Raw genomic sequence first — 15,785 nt, forward strand, 5'->3', positions numbered from 1 at the left:
CACGATTGAAAATCCGGACCCCGACGAGATGGCACAAATCACCATTCCCGCGCATGAACATGGCATTGTGCGTGTCTTCAGTCTTTCGATGTCTGATGACCAGGCGAAATCGCTGCGCAACAGCCGTCAGGCGCAAAAGGATGCACTGGGGATGCAGCAGCTTGATCCGCGCGGAATCGACGTCTTTCAGATTTCCGATCTGGCCGAGATCGGATTGCATGGCTATCTGCGCGAAGGGGTCGATGCCGATGAGGCCGGTTTGACCCGCGACCGCGCCAAGCTGCGTGCGCTCGAAGGATGGGTCATGCTGGTCTATTCCAGCGCCTTTGAGGGGCGCGAGGTGACATTCACGCCGACCCCGGAGCTGACGCTGATCGGCACCTATGGCCAGGCAAAGCGCGACTGGAGCCAGATCGAGATCGATTCGGATGCGGCAAAACCATATTCCGGCACGCCGACCCTGACGCCCCCGCAGCCGGTGCGCGGTGGCGCTGGCGGGGCGATGGTGATCATCGGGCTGCTGGTTCTGGTGGCCCTTTTCTGCCTGTGGATGCTTTCCTAACCCCGGCCCATGCGGTAGGTAACTTTCATGAAGGAACCTGAACCCGACCCCAAGATGTCCGGCCGCATCGCGATGATCGCCCTGCTGGTGGCATTTGGCGTGGCCGCGATGATGGTCTGGATGGCCGGATGACGTCGCGGCTGAGCTGGGCGCCGCAACGGGCGGTGTTTCTGCGCCGGGCGGCGGTCACCGCGCTGTTTACCTTCCTGGCGCTGCTGGCGGTCGGGTTTCTTTTGTCCTTTTACACCGATCTGCCGTTTCTTTGGGTGATCCCGACGGCGCTTTTGCTGACAGCAGGATTCCTGTTCGACGACGCCCTGCGCTGGCGCGCCTCCAAATACGACCGCTGGCACCTTGAGGGCGGGCATCTGATCCACGAAGACGGCGATGGCACCGCGCAGCTGCCGCTGAGCGAGATCGACCGGGTCTTTACCCGCTTCGGGGGCCGTGTGGTTGTGGAATTATCCTCGGGCCAGCGCATCGCGATAGGATATCTGCCCTATCCGGCAAAAACCGCCGAGACCATCGAGGCCGCGCGCCGGGGTCCCCTCGCGGATTGAACTTGCCCCTTGGTTCAGCCCGCGTTTTAGGGCAAGACACGCCGGACCCAAACACGAAGGCCCGCCATGACGTTGCACTTCATCAACGCGCAGCTGATCGACCCCGAAGCGGGGACACTCACCAAAGGGGCGCTGACCGTCCGCAATGGCCGGATCGAACGGATCGCCGCCAATGATGAACCGCCCGGTGACGCGCAGATCATTGATTGCCGGGGCAAATACCTCGCCCCCGGCATTGTGGACCTTGGCGTAAAGGTCTGCGAACCCGGCGAACGCCACAAGGAAAGCTATCGCTCTGCCGGGCTGGCGGCGGCAGCGGGCGGTGTGACAACGATGATCACCCGCCCCGATACGACCCCGGCCATCGACAGCCCCGAAGTGCTGGAATTCGTCACCCGGCGCGCCAATGAGGCGGCACCGGTCAACGTGATCCCGATGGCGGCCCTGACCAAGGGGCGCGCGGGCCAGGAGATGACCGAGATCGGTTTCCTGATGGACGCGGGTGCTGCGGCCTTTACCGATTGCGACCATGTGGTCACCGATACCAAGGTGTTTTCGCGCGCCCTGACCTATGCCCGCAGCCTTGGCGCGCTGGTCATCGCCCATCCGCAGGAACCGATCCTGAGTGCCGGGGCCGCCGCGACCAGCGGAAAGTTCGCCTCCCTGCGCGGCCTGCCCGCCGTGTCGCCGATGGCCGAACGCATGGGGTTGGACCGCGACATTGCGCTGATCGAGATGACCGGGGCGAAATACCACGCCGACCAGATCACCACCGCCCGCGCCCTGCCCGCGCTGGAACGGGCCAAGCGCAACGGGCTGGACATTACCGCCGGGGTGGGCGTGCATCACCTGACGCTCAACGCGCTCGACGTGGCGGACTATCGCACCTTCTTCAAGCTCAAGCCGCCGCTGCGGGACGAGGATGACAGGCTGGCGGTTGCCCATGCTGTCGCTTCCGGCCTGATCGACATCATCTGCTCCATGCACACGCCGCAAGACGAGGAATCCAAGCGCCTGCCCTTCGAGGAAGCCGCCTCCGGTGCCGTCGGGCTGGAAACCCTGCTGCCCGCCGCGCTGCGGCTGGTCCATGCCGAGGTGATGGACCTGCCGACGCTCTGGCGCGCGCTGTCGCTGAACCCCGCGAAACGCCTGAACCTGCCCGGCGGACGGCTGAGCGCGGGGGCCCCTGCCGATCTGGTGCTGTTCGACGCCGACGCACCGTTCAAGCTGGACCGTGCCACATTGCGTTCCAAATCGCGCAACACCCCGTTTGACGGAATGCGGATGCAGGGTAAGGTCCTGAAAACCTATGTTGCAGGCAATTGCGTATTCGAGGCCCCCTGATGCCCCTGATTGAAAGTTCCGCCGCCGTTCTGATCCTTTGGGGTCTCATTGGCTATCTTCTGGGCTCGATCCCCTTTGGCCTGCTGCTGACCCGTGCGATGGGGCTGGGCAACCTGCGCGACATCGGCTCCGGCAACATCGGTGCCACCAACGTCCTGCGCACCGGCAACAAGAAGGCCGCCGCGCTGACCCTGGTGCTGGACGGGGCCAAGGGCGCGGTTGCGGTCCTGCTGGCCCGTGCGATGGCGGGCGAGGATGCGGCACAGCTGGCCGGGCTGATGGCGATGCTGGGCCATTGCTATCCCGTCTGGCTGCGCTTCAACGGCGGCAAGGGTGTCGCGACCTTCCTAGGCATCGTGCTGGCACTGGCATGGCCGGTTGGTATCGGCTGCTGCATTGCCTGGCTGATCGGGGCGCTGACCAGCCGCATATCCTCGATGGGGGCGCTGGCCGCCGCTTCCGCCTCGACCTTCCTGATGGTGATTCTCGGCGCGGCCAACGCTCTGGTTCTGGGCGTGGTCCTGACCCTGCTGATCTTTTGGCGTCACCGGGCCAACATCAAACGCATCCGTGCCGGCACGGAGCCGAAAATCGGCAAGACAGCGTAACACCGCCACCCGATGCGTCGGGCCTGCGCCAAAGATTACAAAACATTGAATTTATTGAGTTTACCTCAATATCCTGTGTGCTTTCACGACAGGTGACCCGACCCTGTGACATCGCGCCACAGCGCCACCGGACAAATTCTCTTGCCATTCCCGACATTCCTGATATTTCTGTCATTACAGAAATTAACGTATGGAACATGAAGATGCACCTCACACCGGCCATGCAGAACTTTATCCTCCACTGGGGGGACATGGGCGCGAAATGGGGCACCAACCGCTCCGTGGCGCAGATCCATGCGCTGCTGCACATCGCGCCGGAAGCCCTGAGCGCGGATGAAATCTGCGAGCTGCTGAACCTCGCCCGGTCAAACGTGTCGAACGGGCTGAAAGAGCTGCAATCACTCGGCCTGGTCAAATCGCAGCGCAAGCTGGGGGATCGGCGCGATCACTTCACCTCGATCCGCGACATGTTCGATCTGGTCAACCAGGTGATCGAAAGCAGGCGGGAACGAGAATATGCCCCGACCCTCGCCGCCCTGCGCGAGGTTCAGGCCGAGGCCGAACAGGACGCAACCCCGCCCGCCGTGAAAGCGCGCATCAACGAGACGCTGACCACCATGCAGATGTTCGACGACTGGTATCGTGATGTGTCGCGCCTGCCCCGGTCGGTGCAATTGTCGGTGATCAAACTGGGGGGCCGCATCGCGCGCTTCCTGCCAAAGTCCAAGGACAGGGGCTGACAAGCGCCTTCCATTTACCCGAGGATTTCTCTCATGACAGAAATTACTGGAAACTTCGCCTCCGCCCGCACCGCCGGTCCTCATCATGTCATCGACCCCGTGGCCTTCTTCCTTGCCCTCATCGGCGGCCCGGTATTGGTAACCGCAATCAGCTTCTGGCTGGTGGTCCCGGTCTTCGCGCTGATCATCGGCGGGCCGCTTTACCTTGCTGTCGGGACCCCGGTTTTGCTGTGGCGTCTGCAAAGAGAGGTCCACGACATCTTTGAGCTGGCCGTTCTTGCGATGAAAGCGGTGGGGATCCTGACACTGGGCGCAACACTCTATCTGTGCCTCACCGCTCAGGAGGGGCAAATCCCTTCCCTGCTGACAATGGCCCTGTTCGCCCTGGTCTTTGCTGCCCTCTGGACCGCCACATTCGGCTGGCTCTATCGCAGGCTCTGCCGCGATTTCTTCACCCATCCCATTCCCAACTGACCTCGATAGGAGAGACAAATGATCCTGCTTGCCCTTATCTACCTTCTTCTGGCCTTCGGCGCGCTTGCCGCCCTGTGCACCATGATCCTGCGCATCGGCGCGATGATCGGCACCTGCCCGCAGACCGGTGCAGCAGCCCGCGCAGCGGCAGTCACCATCGCCACCGGCTTTGCCGCCATCGGCACGGGCGGTGTGATCCTGATCGGCGCACTGCTGCCGCTTGCGGTCAGCGGCCCGGTGATCAGCTTCCTGCTGGCACTGGGCCTGGCAAGCCTCTGCCTTGGCCTAGGCTTCACCCATGCCGTCGGCACCCTGCGCGCCGTGCTGGCCACCCCTGCCCGGGACAATCCCCGGCAACAGCCAGAACCGGCCTGACGGCACGACCACATGAACCAGGGACCGGCGCGCAACCGCGCCGGTCCCGCACCCTGCGAATAGACGGCGCGCCCGATTAGATCACACCACCGTCAAAATCCTGCCCCGATCGCCCGGCAGTTTCGGTCCCTGAACAACATTCATCGGATTGCACCGTGCGCGCATTTTTCCAGTACTTCGAGAATTTCTTTTTCCGCGCATTCAATTTTTCGGGCCGTGCCTCACCGCTCGAATACTGGTGCGTGATGCCGCTGATCTGGATCGTGATCCTTGCGCTGCTGCCGGGGGATGCCGCCGAATTCTGGTCCAGCCTGCTGGCGCGGCAGGTCCCGCCGCTGAACCCGCTTTACTACGATTCCATTTTGGTCTTCGTGCTGACCATCGTCCCGCGCCTCTCCCTGACCGTGCGCCGCCTGCATGACAGCGGCAAAAGCGGCAAATGGGCCAAGCTGCCCTTCATCGCGATATTCTCCAGCATCACTTTGGCATTGGGCATCGGCTCTGCCTTGCTGACATCCAGCGTCGCCGGAAATGAAGCCGTGCTTGGCCTGGCCGTATTGGCTGCCCTCGTCATGGGATCGGCAGAAAGCGCCTGGGACGGTATATTTGCCGCTGCAATTGCCGCAAATAGCCTGGGATGGGATGTGATCTGGGCAACGCTCAGTGACATGACGGGCGGCATGCCGAAACCACAGCTTGCACAAGGTGTCGGAGATCTGGCCCAGTCGGTGAAATCGGACCCCGGTATTGGCATTCCGGCGATCCTGGTCACGACGCTGATGGTCTGCACACCCGTCGTCTCGGCCCTGTTGCACCTGATGTTCATGCTGGCCCCCACCAAATACGAAGAGGACGGGTTTGGCGGCATGCTGGACCCCGCGCCGATGCGCGAGACGGGTGGATCCTCTGCCCCCGGGATCAAACGGCGTGATCCGCTGCAAAGCTATGCCTGCCTGTTCGAACGCAGCCCCGAGCAGGAAGCCGCCCTGAAGGTCAGGCAGAAGCAGGAGTTGAAAGACCTCTACCGCACCCGGGTGCTGGGCCAGGGCTAAGGCACGCGCGCCGGGAAAGGCTCAGTAGCTGAATTCGTCGTAGATCCGGCTCAGGTCACCGCCCCAGGGGCCGTGATAGGCCTCCAGCAGTTCATCCGCAGGCACCTTGCCGGTCTCGACGCTTTCCTTCAACGCGTTCAGGAAATGTGTCTCGTCGGGGACCAGCCCGCCGGCGCCTGCGCGTGCGCGGGCTTTCAACCCGGCCTCAGACAGGGCCAGGGCCTCGCGGGCGACCTCATGCAGGGAAATGCCCTGCACCTTGCCCTGCATCCCTTCGATGCTGGCCGACACGCGCAGCCCGTCATGCTGTGCCGGCGTCCAGTGCTTGACCAGATCCCAGGCACCGTCCAGCGCCGACTGGTCATACATCAGCCCCACCCAGAAGGCGGGCAAGGCACAAAGCCGCCGCCAGGGCCCGCCATCCGCGCCGCGCATCTCGATGAACTTCTTCATCCGCGCCTCGGGGAAGGCGGTGGTCAGGTGATCGGCCCAGTCGCTGAGCGTCGGCGTCTCGCCGGGCAGCGCAGGCAGTTTGCCCGCCATGAAATCGCGGAACGACATGCCCAGCGCGTCGATATACTTGCCGTCGCGGTAGACAAAGTACATCGGCACATCCAGCGCATAGTCCACCCAGCGCTCAAACCCGAACCCTTCCTCAAAGACAAAGGGCAGCGTGCCGGTGCGCGAGGCATCCAGGTCGCGCCACACCCGGCTGCGCAGGCTCTTGTAGCCGTTCACCTTGCCTTCAAAGAACGGGGAATTGGCGAACAACGCGGTGGCCACGGGCTGCAAGGCAAGGGCCACGCGCATCTTCTTGACCATGTCGGCCTCCGACCCGAAGTCGAGGTTGACCTGAACCGTGCAGGTCCGCCGCATCATGATCCGGCCCATGGTGCCGACGCGGCCCATGTAGTCGTTCATCAGCTTGTAACGCCCCTTGGGCATCAGATCCATCTGTTCATGGGTCCAGTCCGGTGCCGCGCCCAGCCCGATAAAACCGACGCCGATCTCGTCGGCGACATCCTTGACCTCGCGCAGGTGGCTGTTCACCTCGTCGCAGGTCTCGTGAATGGTCTCGACGGGTGCGCCGGACAGTTCAAGCTGCCCCCCGGGTTCAAGCGAGACATTCGCGCCATCCTTTTCCAGCCCGATCAGCTTGCCGCCCTCTTCGACCGGGGTCCAGTTGTGGCGGTCGCGCAGCCCCTCCAGCATGACCCGGATCGAGCGTTCGCCCTCGTAAGGCAGGGGATTATGGGTATCCTTGCAATAGCCGAACTTCTCATGCTCGGTTCCGATCCGCCACTGGTCCCGGGGCTTGCAGCCCTCCGCCAGGTATTCGGCCAGTTGTTCGTGACGCTCGATGGGGCCGCCGCCGGACTGTGGAATGGACATGGGTGAGGGCTCCGCAATGATATCTCTGAATGGTCAGGGATGGGCGATCAGAAAGGGCGTGTCAATGCAGCACGCGCACTGGCGGTCGCTGCACATGCCGCTGCCAGATCACCACCGATTGCACGCCGCCTGCCCGCAGCTCACCCAGCATCCTCTCGGTCCTGATCCCAGGCAGGGTTGCAAAGGCATCAAACAGTGCCTCTGACCCCGCCGCGTTCACCGGAATCAGCAAAGCGGACTGCCCGGGCTGTTCAAGCCGCCAATGCGCCGGATACATGTTGCGCTCCAGCGTCAGGCTCTGCATCTCCCGCAGGGCCACGGTGCCCCCGGTCAGCGGGCCGAAATATGTGACCTCGCCCTCATCGACCTGAACCGCCCCCGGCCCGTCCCGACCTGCCCGGAACCGCAACCGCTGCAGCCCGATCCAGGCCAGCCCGGCACCCGCCGCGATCAGCGGATAGCCCACGACCGCCAGCAGAAAACCCGGCACCGCCACCAGCCATAACCCGGTCAGCCCCAGCACGGCCCCCGCGATCACCTCGCGCCAGCGCCACAGACTTTCTGCCGCCTCAGGCCGGAGAAACGTCATCCGGGGTCCACTTTCATTTCATTGTTCCCAAAATACACACCACAGACCTCAGCCCCAATCGCCCAAAGCCTGCTGCCAAAGCGTCATCGCCGCAACCGCCGCCGTATCCGCCCGCAGAATGCGCGGCCCCAGACGTACCGCCACTGCCGCCTCCAGCCGCGCCAGCCGTTCCCGCTCCTTCTCCGAAAACCCGCCCTCCGGCCCGATCAGGATGGCCCAGGGCCCCCGCGCGACTGGCAGCGCAGAGCCGCCCCCGGCGGCCAGCGCCTCGTCGCAGAACATCAGGTGGCGGGTGCTGTCCCATCCGTCCAGCAACCGGTCAAAGCGCACCGCTTCGGCCACCTCCGGCACATAGGTGCCACCGCATTGCTCTGCCGCCTCCACCGCATGGGCCTGCAGACGGTCGGTCTGCACCCGGCCCGCGTTGGTGAATTCCGTCATCACCGGCACGATCCGCGCCGCCCCCATTTCGGCGGCCTTTTCCACGATGAAATCCGTGCGGGCCTTCTTGATCGGGGCAAAGCAGAGCCAGAGGTCCGGCGGCATCTGCAAGGGCCTGCTCTGCGCGACGCAGATCAGCGCGCCGTCACGTTTGCCAGCGCGGGCAACCTCTGCCAGCCATTCACCGTCGCGCCCGTTGAACAGCGCCACCTGCGCGCCGACAGGCTGCCGCATCACCCCGAAGAGGTAATGCGCCTGCCCCCGGTCCAAAGGAACCGATTGCCCCGCCCCCAGGGGGTGATCTACATAAAGCCTGATCTTCGCACTCATGAGGTTCATATATGCAAGACCAGCCCGCCGCGCCAGATCGCCAGGACGCAAAAGGCACCGTCGCCGATGCGCCGCCCGACAATTGGGTGGATCGCCACGCGCCCCAGGCCCTGCGCCCCTACCTGCGCCTGTCCCGCGCGGACCGGCCCATCGGGACCTGGTTGCTGCTGCTGCCCTGCTGGTGGGGGCTGGCCCTGGCCATCCTGCATGACCAGAGCCCCCGCTGGGAAGACCTCTGGCTCTTTGCCGGCTGCGGCATCGGCGCCTTCCTGATGCGCGGCGCGGGCTGTACCTGGAACGACATCACCGACCGCGACATCGATGACAAGGTGGCGCGCACCCGGTCCCGTCCGATCCCGTCGGGACAGGTCTCGGTGCGCCAGGCCCTGGCCTGGATGGTGCTTCAGGCGCTGCTGGCGGCCTGCATCCTGTTCACCTTCAACTGGGCTGCCGTCGGTCTGGGGGTGCTGTCACTGCTGCTGGTCACGGTCTATCCCTTTGCCAAGCGCTTTACCTGGTGGCCGCAGGTCTTCCTCGGGCTGGCCTTCAACTGGGGTGCGCTGCTGGTCTGGACCGCACATACCGGCAGGCTGGAATCACCCGCCGTGCTGCTTTACGTCGCGGGAATCGCATGGACGTTGTTCTACGACACGATCTATGCCCATCAGGATACCGAGGACGATGCGCTGATTGGCGTCAAATCCACCGCCCGCCTCTTTGGCGACAAGAGCCCGCAGTGGCTGCGCCGTTTCCTGGTGGTGACCGTTGGCCTGATGGGGCTGGCCGTGGTGTTCTCTGCCCTTCCAGACGCCTCCGTATTGGCGCTGGTGCTGGCCCTGGGCGGCCCCTGGGCCATGGGCTGGCACATGGCATGGCAATTGCGCGGGCTCGACCTGAACAACCCCTCGAAAATGCTGCAATTGTTTCGCGCCAACCGCGATACAGGCATGATCCCGCTGTTGTTCTTCGCAGCAGCCCTGCTGGCATGATTGCACCCCCCGCCCCCGGCGCGTATCAAGACGGCAGCGTTCACGATCAAGAAGAAAAGCCATGCGCCTGTCTGCTGTCCTGACCATCACCCTTACCTTTGTCGCCGCCGCCGTGGTTTCCCTCGTGGCGGCGAATTTCTCTGTCAAACTGATCGAGGAGACATCGGAAATCGGTGTGCGGGACGCGCTGGACGATCAGGGCATGACATGGGCCGAGGTACAGGCCGACGGGCTGCAGGTCACGCTTGCAGGCATCGCACCGACCGAGGCCGTCAGGTTCCGGGCACTGACCACGGCAGGCTCCATCGTGGATGCCGCCCGCGTCATCGACGACATGGAAGTCGAGGCTCAGGCCGCCATCGCCCCGCCGCGTTTTTCCGCCGAGGTCCTGCGCAACGACAGTGGCGTGTCCATCATCGGCCTGATTCCCTCCTCGACCGACCGCGAGGCCGCGATCGCCCGTTTCACCAAGATGTCCGGCAGCAAGGAAGTCGCCGATCTGCTTGAACAGGCGGATTATCCCGCGCCTCCCGGCTGGGAAGAGGCCCTGGGGTTTGCCATCACCGCCATTGCCCAATTGCCCCGTGCCAAGGCCTCCATCGAGGCCGGGCGCGTCTCCATCACGGCAATTGCCGACAGTCCCGAAGCCAAGGCCGCAATGGAAACCAAGCTCAAACGCGCAGCACCGCCATCGCTGAAGCTGGTGCTCGACATCGCGGCCCCCCGCCCGGTGATCACCCCCTTTACCATGCGCTTCGAACTGGATGAGGATGGCGCTAGGTTCGACGCCTGTTCCGCCGATACGGATGCCGCGCGCAACCGCATCCTGGCGGCAGGCGAACGCGCCGGCGCCCCTGCGAACAGCCGCTGCACGGTCGGTCTGGGGGTTCCAAGCCCGGCCTGGGCGGAAGCGGTGATGCAGGGCATCGACGCCGTCAAACGCCTTGAAGGCGGTTCGGTCACCCTGGCCGATGCCGATATGACCCTGGTCGCCCAGCCCGGCGTCGACCAGTCACTGTTCGACCGCGTCGTGGGCGAGCTGGAAACCTCCCTGCCCGAGGTCTTTGCCCTGAGTGCAAAACGTCCCAAGCTCGAAGACCCCAATGCAGGCCCGCCGGAATTCACCGCCACGCTCAGCCCCGAAGGTCAGGTGCAATTGCGCGGCCGTGTCAGCAATGCGCCGCTGCGCGAACTGGCCGACAGCTATGCCAAGGCACGCTTTGGCTCCGACAAGGTCTATATGGCCGCGCGGATCGACGAAGACCTGCCCGACAGCTGGGGCCCCCGCGTGCTGACCGGGCTGGAAGCGCTTGCCAGCCTGTCCAACGGCGCTGTCACCGTCACCCCCGATACCGTCTCGGTCACCGGCAACACCGGCAATCCCGATGCCAACACCGCAATTGCCTCCCTGCTGTCCGACAAACTGGGGGAAGGGGCCGACTATGACATTGATGTCATCTACCAGGAAAAGCTGGACCCGGTGCTGGGCCTGCCCACGCCAGACGAATGCGAGGCCGAAATCGGCGAAGTGGTGAAAGTCGCCAAGATCAATTTCGAACCGGGCAGCGCCACCATCGACGCCAGCGCCCTGGGCACCATGGACGACATCGCGGAAATCCTGAAACGCTGTGGCGACCTGCCACTTGAGATTCAGGGCTATACCGACAGCCAGGGCCGCGAGAGCATGAACCTTGCACTGTCGCAATCGCGCGCCGAATCCGTCCTGAACGAATTGCGCGCACGCCGCGTGTTGACCGGGTCTTTCACCGCCAAGGGCTATGGCGAGGAGAATCCGGTCGCCGACAACAAGACCGAAGTGGGCCGCGAAGCCAACCGACGCATCGAGTTTCGCCTGATCCGCCCGAAAACAGTGGAGCTTCCGGGGCAAACAACGCTGGAATCCGTTGCCCAATCAAGCGATACAGAGGCGGATCAAGTCGAAGAAGGCCCCACTGATGAGCAGAACTGAATTCGTCCTCGCCACCGCGATCATCCTGTTCGTGGCTTTCTGTCTGGGATGGTTTGCAAACTGGCTGCTGCACAGGTTCACCCGTGTCGCGGCAGGTGATGTGGCCCAGCTCGACAAAATGAGCCAGGAATTGCACGAGGCCGAAGAAACCCGCGACCAGGCGATCACCTACCTGCAACAGCGCGAGGCGGAGCTGACCAATCAACTGGCCCAGACAGAAGCGGAACTGCGCGCAGCGATGGATGGCCTGCGCGACGCCCGCCACGAGGCCGAGGAAATGCGCGCCTATATCGACCGGCAGCAGGCCAGCTGACCGGTCCTGCAAACTTCATCGGGGCGCGGCCGGGGCCGTCTCAGGCCACGGTCATGACAGCACATTGCGCGCTCTTGCTGATCTCCTGAGAGGTCGAGCCCAGAAACAGCCCCTTGACGGCACCCAGCCCCCTGCGCCCGGTGACAATCAGATCGGCCTTTGCCTCTTTGGCGCGCGCCAGAACATTTGCCGCCGGAAGACCATGCCCGATGTGAACCTCCACATCCGGCATCCCAGCTTCCGCCGCAATCCCTTTGGCGCGTTCCGCCATTTTCACAGCCGCTTCGCGCAGCATCTCGTCATGGGCCGCCGTGGGGCCGACATAGAACCCCGAAATCGCCTCGGCGGCAAAGGTCACCGTCTCTTCCAGAGGCGTATGGCATACCTCCAGCCTGGCCCCGAACTTAAGCGCCAGTTCGCAACCCATCTTCAGGGCGCGCTCGGCAGCCTCGGACCCGTCAAAACCAACAACTATGGACGTGATCATCTTTCATCCTCCTGTGCTTTCCCCCTGATCCTATCAGCGGAGTGTGCAGGGAACCTTGATGTGGGTCAAACAGCCGCTTGTCAGGACCAGCGGTCCAGCGCCGCCTCATCCTCGTCCTTTGCCGCGACCCAATCGCCGCCCTGCGCCGTCACTTCGCGCTTCCAGAACGGGGCGCGGGACTTGAGGTAATCCATCAGGAACTCCGCCGCGGCAAAGGCATCCTTGCGGTGCGGAGCGGCGGTCGCGACCATCATGATCATCTCGCCGGGTTTCAGCGCGCCAAACCGGTGGATCACCAGCACATCGCCAAGAGAGAACCGCGTCACCGCCTGCTGCGCCATATCGGTCAGCGCCGCCTCTGTCATGCCGGGGTAATGTTCGATCTCCATCACGTCCAGCGGATCACCGGGCAGGTCCCGCACGACGCCGGTAAAGGTGACAATGGCCCCCATGTCAGCGCGGCCCGCGGCAAAATCCGCAGCTTCCTGCCCCAGATCAAAGGCCGCTTCCTGTACGGAAATGCGCATCGCCTACCCCCCCGTCATCGGGGGGAAGAACGCCACTTCACGAGCGCCATCCAATGGCGCGTCAAAATCCACCAGGGTCTGATCCACCGCCACACGCAGCGCCGACAGATCCTCAAAGGCCGCGGCATAGCGTTCCTCGCGCGCGCGCAACTCGACAACCAGGTCATTCACGGTCCTGGCCCCGGTCTCGACCTCTTCGCGCGGCACGCCGATCCGCTCCCGCACCCAGGCAAAATACAAGACATTCATGAGTTGCCCTCCTTCAGATGCGGCATCGCCTTTTTCAGGTAGTCCACCCCGGTGATTGCCGTCAGCGCCGCCGCGATCCACAACAATGTCAGCCCGACGCGCCCCGCCCAGACTTCCAGGTCGAGGTCGTGACCGATCAGATCGTGCTCCAGCGCCACGCCCAGCGTTTCCCCCGACGCCACATCCATCCCGCCACCGGAAAGGCCGAAATAATGCTCGAACACGCCCTGGCTGAACAGCACAGCGATGGCAATCATCTGCGCCGTTGTCTTCCACTTGGCCAGTTTGGTCACCTTCAGCGTGCCGGACACATCGCCAAGGTATTCCCGCAGCCCGGAGACAAAGACCTCCCGGAACAGAATCACCGTGGTGGGCAACACCAGCCAGGGCGACCAGCTTGAAAAGCCCACAATGACCATCAGCGCAATCACCACCATGGCCTTGTCGGCAATCGGGTCCAGCATGGTCCCCAGCTTGGTCTCCTGTTTCCAGGCACGCGCCAGATAGCCGTCGAACCAATCCGTCACCGCCGCGACCACGAACAACAGCATGGCCAGCCCGTCCGCATAAAGACGATCGAAATACAGGAACATCACCGCAACACCAGGTGCTGCGACCAGACGCAAAAGCGTCAGAACATTGGGCAGATTCCATTTCATGACCGCACCCTAACCCGCCCCGCAAAGGCGCGAAAGCACCAACCCCCCTCTCTTTTTGGCCAAAAATATTCCCAGGGGGTTTGGGGGACAGCGTCCCCCATCAGAAAACAGGATCGAGCGCGGCGCAGCCGCTCTTCCGCGTCAGCCCCGGTCATGAAAATAAGCATATATCGTCTCGGCCAATGCGCCGGATACGCCCTCGACCGCCTTGAGATCGCTCAGGTTCGCGCGCCCCACCGCCTTGGCGGATCCGAAATGCGCCAACAATGCACGTTTGCGGGCCGCGCCCACGCCCGGCACATCATCCAGCGGCGTGGCCCCGACCGCCTTGGCGCGTTTCGCGCGGTGCGTGCCGATGGCAAAACGATGTGCCTCGTCGCGCAGGCGCTGGACGAAATACAGTACCGGATCGTTATGGCGCAGCGCCATCGGACGTTTGCCAACGCGGTGGAACTCCTCCTTGCCGGCGTCGCGGTCCACACCCTTGGCAACACCGACCATCGGAATATCCTCGACCCCGTATTCGCGCATGATCGACGCCACGGCAGAGACCTGCCCGGCTCCGCCGTCAATCAGCAACAGCTCCGGCCACTGGCCTTCCCTGCGTTCCGGGTCTTCCTTGATCAGGCGCTTGAAACGGCGCGTCAGCACCTCTTTCATCATGCCGAAATCGTCGCCGGGGGTCAGCTCATCACCGCGGATGTTGAACTTGCGGTACTGATTCTTCATCATCCCGTCGGGTCCGGCCACGATCATGGCACCCACCGCATGGGCCCCCTGGATATGCGAGTTGTCATAGACCTCGATCCGCTGCGGCGGACCCGGCAGGTCGAATGCCTCGGCCAGACCGCTCAGCAATTTGCCCTGTGTCGCCGTCTCCGCCATCTTGCGGGCCAGGCTCTCGCGGGCGTTGCGCAGGGCGCCATCCACCAGCTCGGCCTTTTCGCCACGCTGGGGCACCAGCAGTTCCACCTTGCGGCCCAGCTTGCCCGACAGCGCATCCGCCATCAGATCGGGGTTTTCGATCTCGTTGCTCAGGATCAACTGGCGCGGCGGCTCACGGGTGTCATAGAACTGACCGATAAAGGCCTCCAGCACCTCGGCAGCATCCACGTCTGCGCCGACGCGCGGGTAGTAATCGCGGTTCCCCCAGTTCTGGTTCGCACGGATGAAGAACACCTGCACGCAGGCCTGCCCGCTGTCCATGTGCAGCGCAATGATGTCCGCCTCGGCCACGCCCTTGGGGTTGATGCCCTGGGCCGTCTGCACCTGCGTCAGCGCCTTGATCCGGTCGCGCAGGGCGGCGGCACGTTCAAATTCCATCGCTTCGGAGGCCTGCGCCATCTCGCCCGCCAGCCGGGCCTGAATATCCGTCGTCCTGCCCGAGAGGAATCTTTCCGCATCCCGCACGGACTGGCGGTATTCATCGCTGCTGATCTTGCCGACGCAGGGGGCGCTGCAGCGTTTGATCTGGTGTTGCAGGCAGGGCCGCGTGCGGCTGTCGAACATGGCATCCGAACAATCGCGCAGCAGAAACACCCGCTGCAACTGGTTCAGGGTCCGGTTCACCGCCCCCGCACTGGCGAAGGGACCGTAGTAGGCGCCCTTCTCCTTCTTGGCGCCCCGGTGCTTCTTGATCTGGGGAAAGTCCTGATCCGTGGTGACGAGGATGTTTGGAAAGCTCTTGTCGTCGCGCAGCAGCACGTTGAACTTGGGCTTGAGCTGCTTGATCAGGTTCTGTTCCAGCAGCAGTGCCTCGGTTTCGGTCCTGGTGGTCAGGAACATCATCGAGGCGGTGTTGGAGATCATCCGCGCAATGCGTGGCGAATGCCCGGTGGGGCGCGCATAGCTGCTGACCCGCGCGCGCAGATTCCGCGCCTTGCCCACATAAAGCACCCGGCTTTCCGCATCCAGCATCCGGTAGACACCCGGCGAGGTGTCGATGGTCTTGAGATAGCCCTGGATGACCTCGTGACCCAGCTGCGGTTTGATCGTTTCTTCCGTCATCGTCCCGTTCTGATTCTCCGGTTGGCCTGCAACAGGCGGCTGGTCATGACAAGGATTAACCTGTCCACCAAATATGTGGATAACTCTGCAGATAACTCTGACGCAGGTGGAATTTTTC

At 63.6% G+C, this 15,785-nt stretch carries 19 protein-coding genes; 11 read left to right on the forward strand and 8 right to left on the reverse strand.

Going from position 1 to position 15,785, the window contains the following annotated elements; translation table 11 throughout:
- Positions 1 to 28: 28 nt before the first annotated feature.
- The 8 genes from PVW51_RS05725 to PVW51_RS05760 all read left to right on the forward strand — a co-directional run bounded on the left by PVW51_RS05725 (position 29) and on the right by PVW51_RS05760 (position 5,715).
- On the forward strand, positions 29 to 562 hold the full coding sequence (locus PVW51_RS05725) for a hypothetical protein (RefSeq protein ID WP_274573938.1): 534 nt from the start codon (positions 29 to 31) through the stop codon (positions 560 to 562).
- Positions 563 to 690: 128 nt separating this feature from the next.
- Positions 691 to 1,122 (forward strand): hypothetical protein, encoded by a 432-nt coding sequence (locus tag PVW51_RS05730; protein WP_114275252.1) that lies wholly within the window; start codon positions 691 to 693, stop codon positions 1,120 to 1,122.
- Between the two features lie 66 nt (positions 1,123 to 1,188).
- Positions 1,189 to 2,466, forward strand: coding sequence for a dihydroorotase (gene pyrC, locus PVW51_RS05735; RefSeq protein WP_269361387.1), 1,278 nt, complete (start codon positions 1,189 to 1,191; stop codon positions 2,464 to 2,466).
- The gene (plsY, locus tag PVW51_RS05740; protein WP_274573939.1) at positions 2,466 to 3,074 is read left to right on the forward strand and encodes a glycerol-3-phosphate 1-O-acyltransferase PlsY; all 609 of its coding nucleotides are present in this window, start codon (positions 2,466 to 2,468) and stop codon (positions 3,072 to 3,074) included. The genes pyrC and plsY overlap by 1 nt, the downstream gene beginning before the upstream one ends.
- Before the next feature lie 203 nt (positions 3,075 to 3,277).
- Positions 3,278 to 3,814 (forward strand): GbsR/MarR family transcriptional regulator, encoded by a 537-nt coding sequence (locus PVW51_RS05745; RefSeq protein WP_269361392.1) that lies wholly within the window; start codon positions 3,278 to 3,280, stop codon positions 3,812 to 3,814.
- A 33-nt stretch (positions 3,815 to 3,847) separates the two neighbouring features.
- Positions 3,848 to 4,288, forward strand: coding sequence for a hypothetical protein (locus PVW51_RS05750; RefSeq protein ID WP_274573940.1), 441 nt, complete (start codon positions 3,848 to 3,850; stop codon positions 4,286 to 4,288).
- 18 nt (positions 4,289 to 4,306) lie between these two features.
- Positions 4,307 to 4,663, forward strand: coding sequence for a hypothetical protein (locus tag PVW51_RS05755; RefSeq protein WP_274573941.1), 357 nt, complete (start codon positions 4,307 to 4,309; stop codon positions 4,661 to 4,663).
- A 155-nt stretch (positions 4,664 to 4,818) separates the two neighbouring features.
- The gene (locus PVW51_RS05760) at positions 4,819 to 5,715 is read left to right on the forward strand and encodes a DUF805 domain-containing protein (protein WP_274573942.1); all 897 of its coding nucleotides are present in this window, start codon (positions 4,819 to 4,821) and stop codon (positions 5,713 to 5,715) included.
- 21 nt (positions 5,716 to 5,736) lie between these two features.
- On the opposite strand, the gene PVW51_RS05765 is transcribed toward PVW51_RS05760, so the two are convergent.
- The 3 genes from PVW51_RS05765 to PVW51_RS05775 all read right to left on the reverse strand — a co-directional run bounded on the left by PVW51_RS05765 (position 5,737) and on the right by PVW51_RS05775 (position 8,467).
- Positions 5,737 to 7,107 (reverse strand): glutamate--cysteine ligase, encoded by a 1,371-nt coding sequence (locus PVW51_RS05765; RefSeq protein WP_274573943.1) that lies wholly within the window; start codon positions 7,105 to 7,107, stop codon positions 5,737 to 5,739.
- A gap of 61 nt (positions 7,108 to 7,168) precedes the next feature.
- Positions 7,169 to 7,696, reverse strand: coding sequence for a hypothetical protein (locus PVW51_RS05770; protein ID WP_274573944.1), 528 nt, complete (start codon positions 7,694 to 7,696; stop codon positions 7,169 to 7,171).
- A 48-nt stretch (positions 7,697 to 7,744) separates the two neighbouring features.
- Complete coding sequence (locus PVW51_RS05775; protein WP_274573945.1) at positions 7,745 to 8,467, reverse strand: 16S rRNA (uracil(1498)-N(3))-methyltransferase; 723 nt, start codon at positions 8,465 to 8,467, stop codon at positions 7,745 to 7,747.
- An 11-nt stretch (positions 8,468 to 8,478) separates the two neighbouring features.
- On the opposite strand from PVW51_RS05775, the gene ubiA reads away from it, so the two are divergent.
- The 3 genes from ubiA (at position 8,479) to PVW51_RS05790 (ending at position 11,738) form a co-directional block, all read left to right on the forward strand.
- Positions 8,479 to 9,456 carry a 4-hydroxybenzoate octaprenyltransferase gene (ubiA, locus tag PVW51_RS05780; protein WP_274573946.1) on the forward strand — a complete coding sequence of 326 codons (978 nt, stop codon included), beginning with the start codon at positions 8,479 to 8,481 and terminating at the stop codon, positions 9,454 to 9,456.
- A 61-nt stretch (positions 9,457 to 9,517) separates the two neighbouring features.
- Complete coding sequence (locus tag PVW51_RS05785; protein ID WP_269361406.1) at positions 9,518 to 11,425, forward strand: OmpA family protein; 1,908 nt, start codon at positions 9,518 to 9,520, stop codon at positions 11,423 to 11,425.
- On the forward strand, positions 11,412 to 11,738 hold the full coding sequence (locus tag PVW51_RS05790) for a hypothetical protein (RefSeq protein WP_114275262.1): 327 nt from the start codon (positions 11,412 to 11,414) through the stop codon (positions 11,736 to 11,738). Before PVW51_RS05785 ends, PVW51_RS05790 begins: the two co-directional genes overlap by 14 nt.
- Positions 11,739 to 11,778: 40 nt before the next feature.
- Here the strand turns inward: PVW51_RS05790 and PVW51_RS05795 are convergent, their stop codons facing one another.
- The 5 genes from PVW51_RS05795 to uvrC form a co-directional block, all read right to left on the reverse strand.
- Complete coding sequence (locus PVW51_RS05795) at positions 11,779 to 12,225, reverse strand: universal stress protein (protein WP_274573947.1); 447 nt, start codon at positions 12,223 to 12,225, stop codon at positions 11,779 to 11,781.
- Positions 12,226 to 12,305: 80 nt separating this feature from the next.
- A complete protein-coding gene (locus PVW51_RS05800; RefSeq protein ID WP_269361410.1) occupies positions 12,306 to 12,752 on the reverse strand; it encodes a molybdenum cofactor biosynthesis protein MoaE in 447 nt (148 codons plus the stop codon).
- A 3-nt stretch (positions 12,753 to 12,755) separates the two neighbouring features.
- Positions 12,756 to 13,001, reverse strand: coding sequence for a molybdopterin converting factor subunit 1 (gene moaD, locus PVW51_RS05805; protein ID WP_114275265.1), 246 nt, complete (start codon positions 12,999 to 13,001; stop codon positions 12,756 to 12,758).
- Positions 12,998 to 13,660 (reverse strand): CDP-diacylglycerol--glycerol-3-phosphate 3-phosphatidyltransferase, encoded by a 663-nt coding sequence (gene pgsA / locus PVW51_RS05810; protein WP_269361413.1) that lies wholly within the window; start codon positions 13,658 to 13,660, stop codon positions 12,998 to 13,000. The genes moaD and pgsA overlap by 4 nt, the downstream gene beginning before the upstream one ends.
- Positions 13,661 to 13,801: 141 nt before the next feature.
- A complete protein-coding gene (gene uvrC / locus PVW51_RS05815; RefSeq protein WP_269361415.1) occupies positions 13,802 to 15,667 on the reverse strand; it encodes an excinuclease ABC subunit UvrC in 1,866 nt (621 codons plus the stop codon).
- Positions 15,668 to 15,785 lie beyond the last annotated feature (118 nt).

The organism is Sulfitobacter sp. PR48, assembly GCF_028807335.1.
Taxonomy (GTDB): Bacteria; Pseudomonadota; Alphaproteobacteria; order Rhodobacterales; family Rhodobacteraceae; genus Sulfitobacter.

Excerpts from the sequence above, each read along its gene's own strand:
- PVW51_RS05725 (WP_274573938.1), top strand. The coding sequence starts at position 29 with ATGGCACAAATCACCATTCCCGCGCATGAACATGGCATTGTGCGTGTC.
- PVW51_RS05730 (WP_114275252.1), top strand. The coding sequence starts at position 691 with ATGACGTCGCGGCTGAGCTGGGCGCCGCAACGGGCGGTGTTTCTGCGC.
- pyrC (WP_269361387.1), top strand. The coding sequence starts at position 1,189 with ATGACGTTGCACTTCATCAACGCGCAGCTGATCGACCCCGAAGCGGGG.
- plsY (WP_274573939.1), top strand. The coding sequence starts at position 2,466 with ATGCCCCTGATTGAAAGTTCCGCCGCCGTTCTGATCCTTTGGGGTCTC.
- PVW51_RS05745 (WP_269361392.1), top strand. The coding sequence starts at position 3,278 with ATGCACCTCACACCGGCCATGCAGAACTTTATCCTCCACTGGGGGGAC.
- PVW51_RS05750 (WP_274573940.1), top strand. The coding sequence starts at position 3,848 with ATGACAGAAATTACTGGAAACTTCGCCTCCGCCCGCACCGCCGGTCCT.
- PVW51_RS05755 (WP_274573941.1), top strand. The coding sequence starts at position 4,307 with ATGATCCTGCTTGCCCTTATCTACCTTCTTCTGGCCTTCGGCGCGCTT.
- PVW51_RS05765 (WP_274573943.1), bottom strand. The coding sequence starts at position 7,107 with ATGTCCATTCCACAGTCCGGCGGCGGCCCCATCGAGCGTCACGAACAA.
- PVW51_RS05770 (WP_274573944.1), bottom strand. The coding sequence starts at position 7,696 with ATGACGTTTCTCCGGCCTGAGGCGGCAGAAAGTCTGTGGCGCTGGCGC.
- PVW51_RS05775 (WP_274573945.1), bottom strand. The coding sequence starts at position 8,467 with ATGAGTGCGAAGATCAGGCTTTATGTAGATCACCCCCTGGGGGCGGGG.
- ubiA (WP_274573946.1), top strand. The coding sequence starts at position 8,479 with ATGCAAGACCAGCCCGCCGCGCCAGATCGCCAGGACGCAAAAGGCACC.
- PVW51_RS05785 (WP_269361406.1), top strand. The coding sequence starts at position 9,518 with ATGCGCCTGTCTGCTGTCCTGACCATCACCCTTACCTTTGTCGCCGCC.
- PVW51_RS05790 (WP_114275262.1), top strand. The coding sequence starts at position 11,412 with ATGAGCAGAACTGAATTCGTCCTCGCCACCGCGATCATCCTGTTCGTG.
- PVW51_RS05795 (WP_274573947.1), bottom strand. The coding sequence starts at position 12,225 with ATGATCACGTCCATAGTTGTTGGTTTTGACGGGTCCGAGGCTGCCGAG.
- PVW51_RS05800 (WP_269361410.1), bottom strand. The coding sequence starts at position 12,752 with ATGCGCATTTCCGTACAGGAAGCGGCCTTTGATCTGGGGCAGGAAGCT.
- moaD (WP_114275265.1), bottom strand. The coding sequence starts at position 13,001 with ATGAATGTCTTGTATTTTGCCTGGGTGCGGGAGCGGATCGGCGTGCCG.
- pgsA (WP_269361413.1), bottom strand. The coding sequence starts at position 13,660 with ATGAAATGGAATCTGCCCAATGTTCTGACGCTTTTGCGTCTGGTCGCA.
- uvrC (WP_269361415.1), bottom strand. The coding sequence starts at position 15,667 with ATGACGGAAGAAACGATCAAACCGCAGCTGGGTCACGAGGTCATCCAG.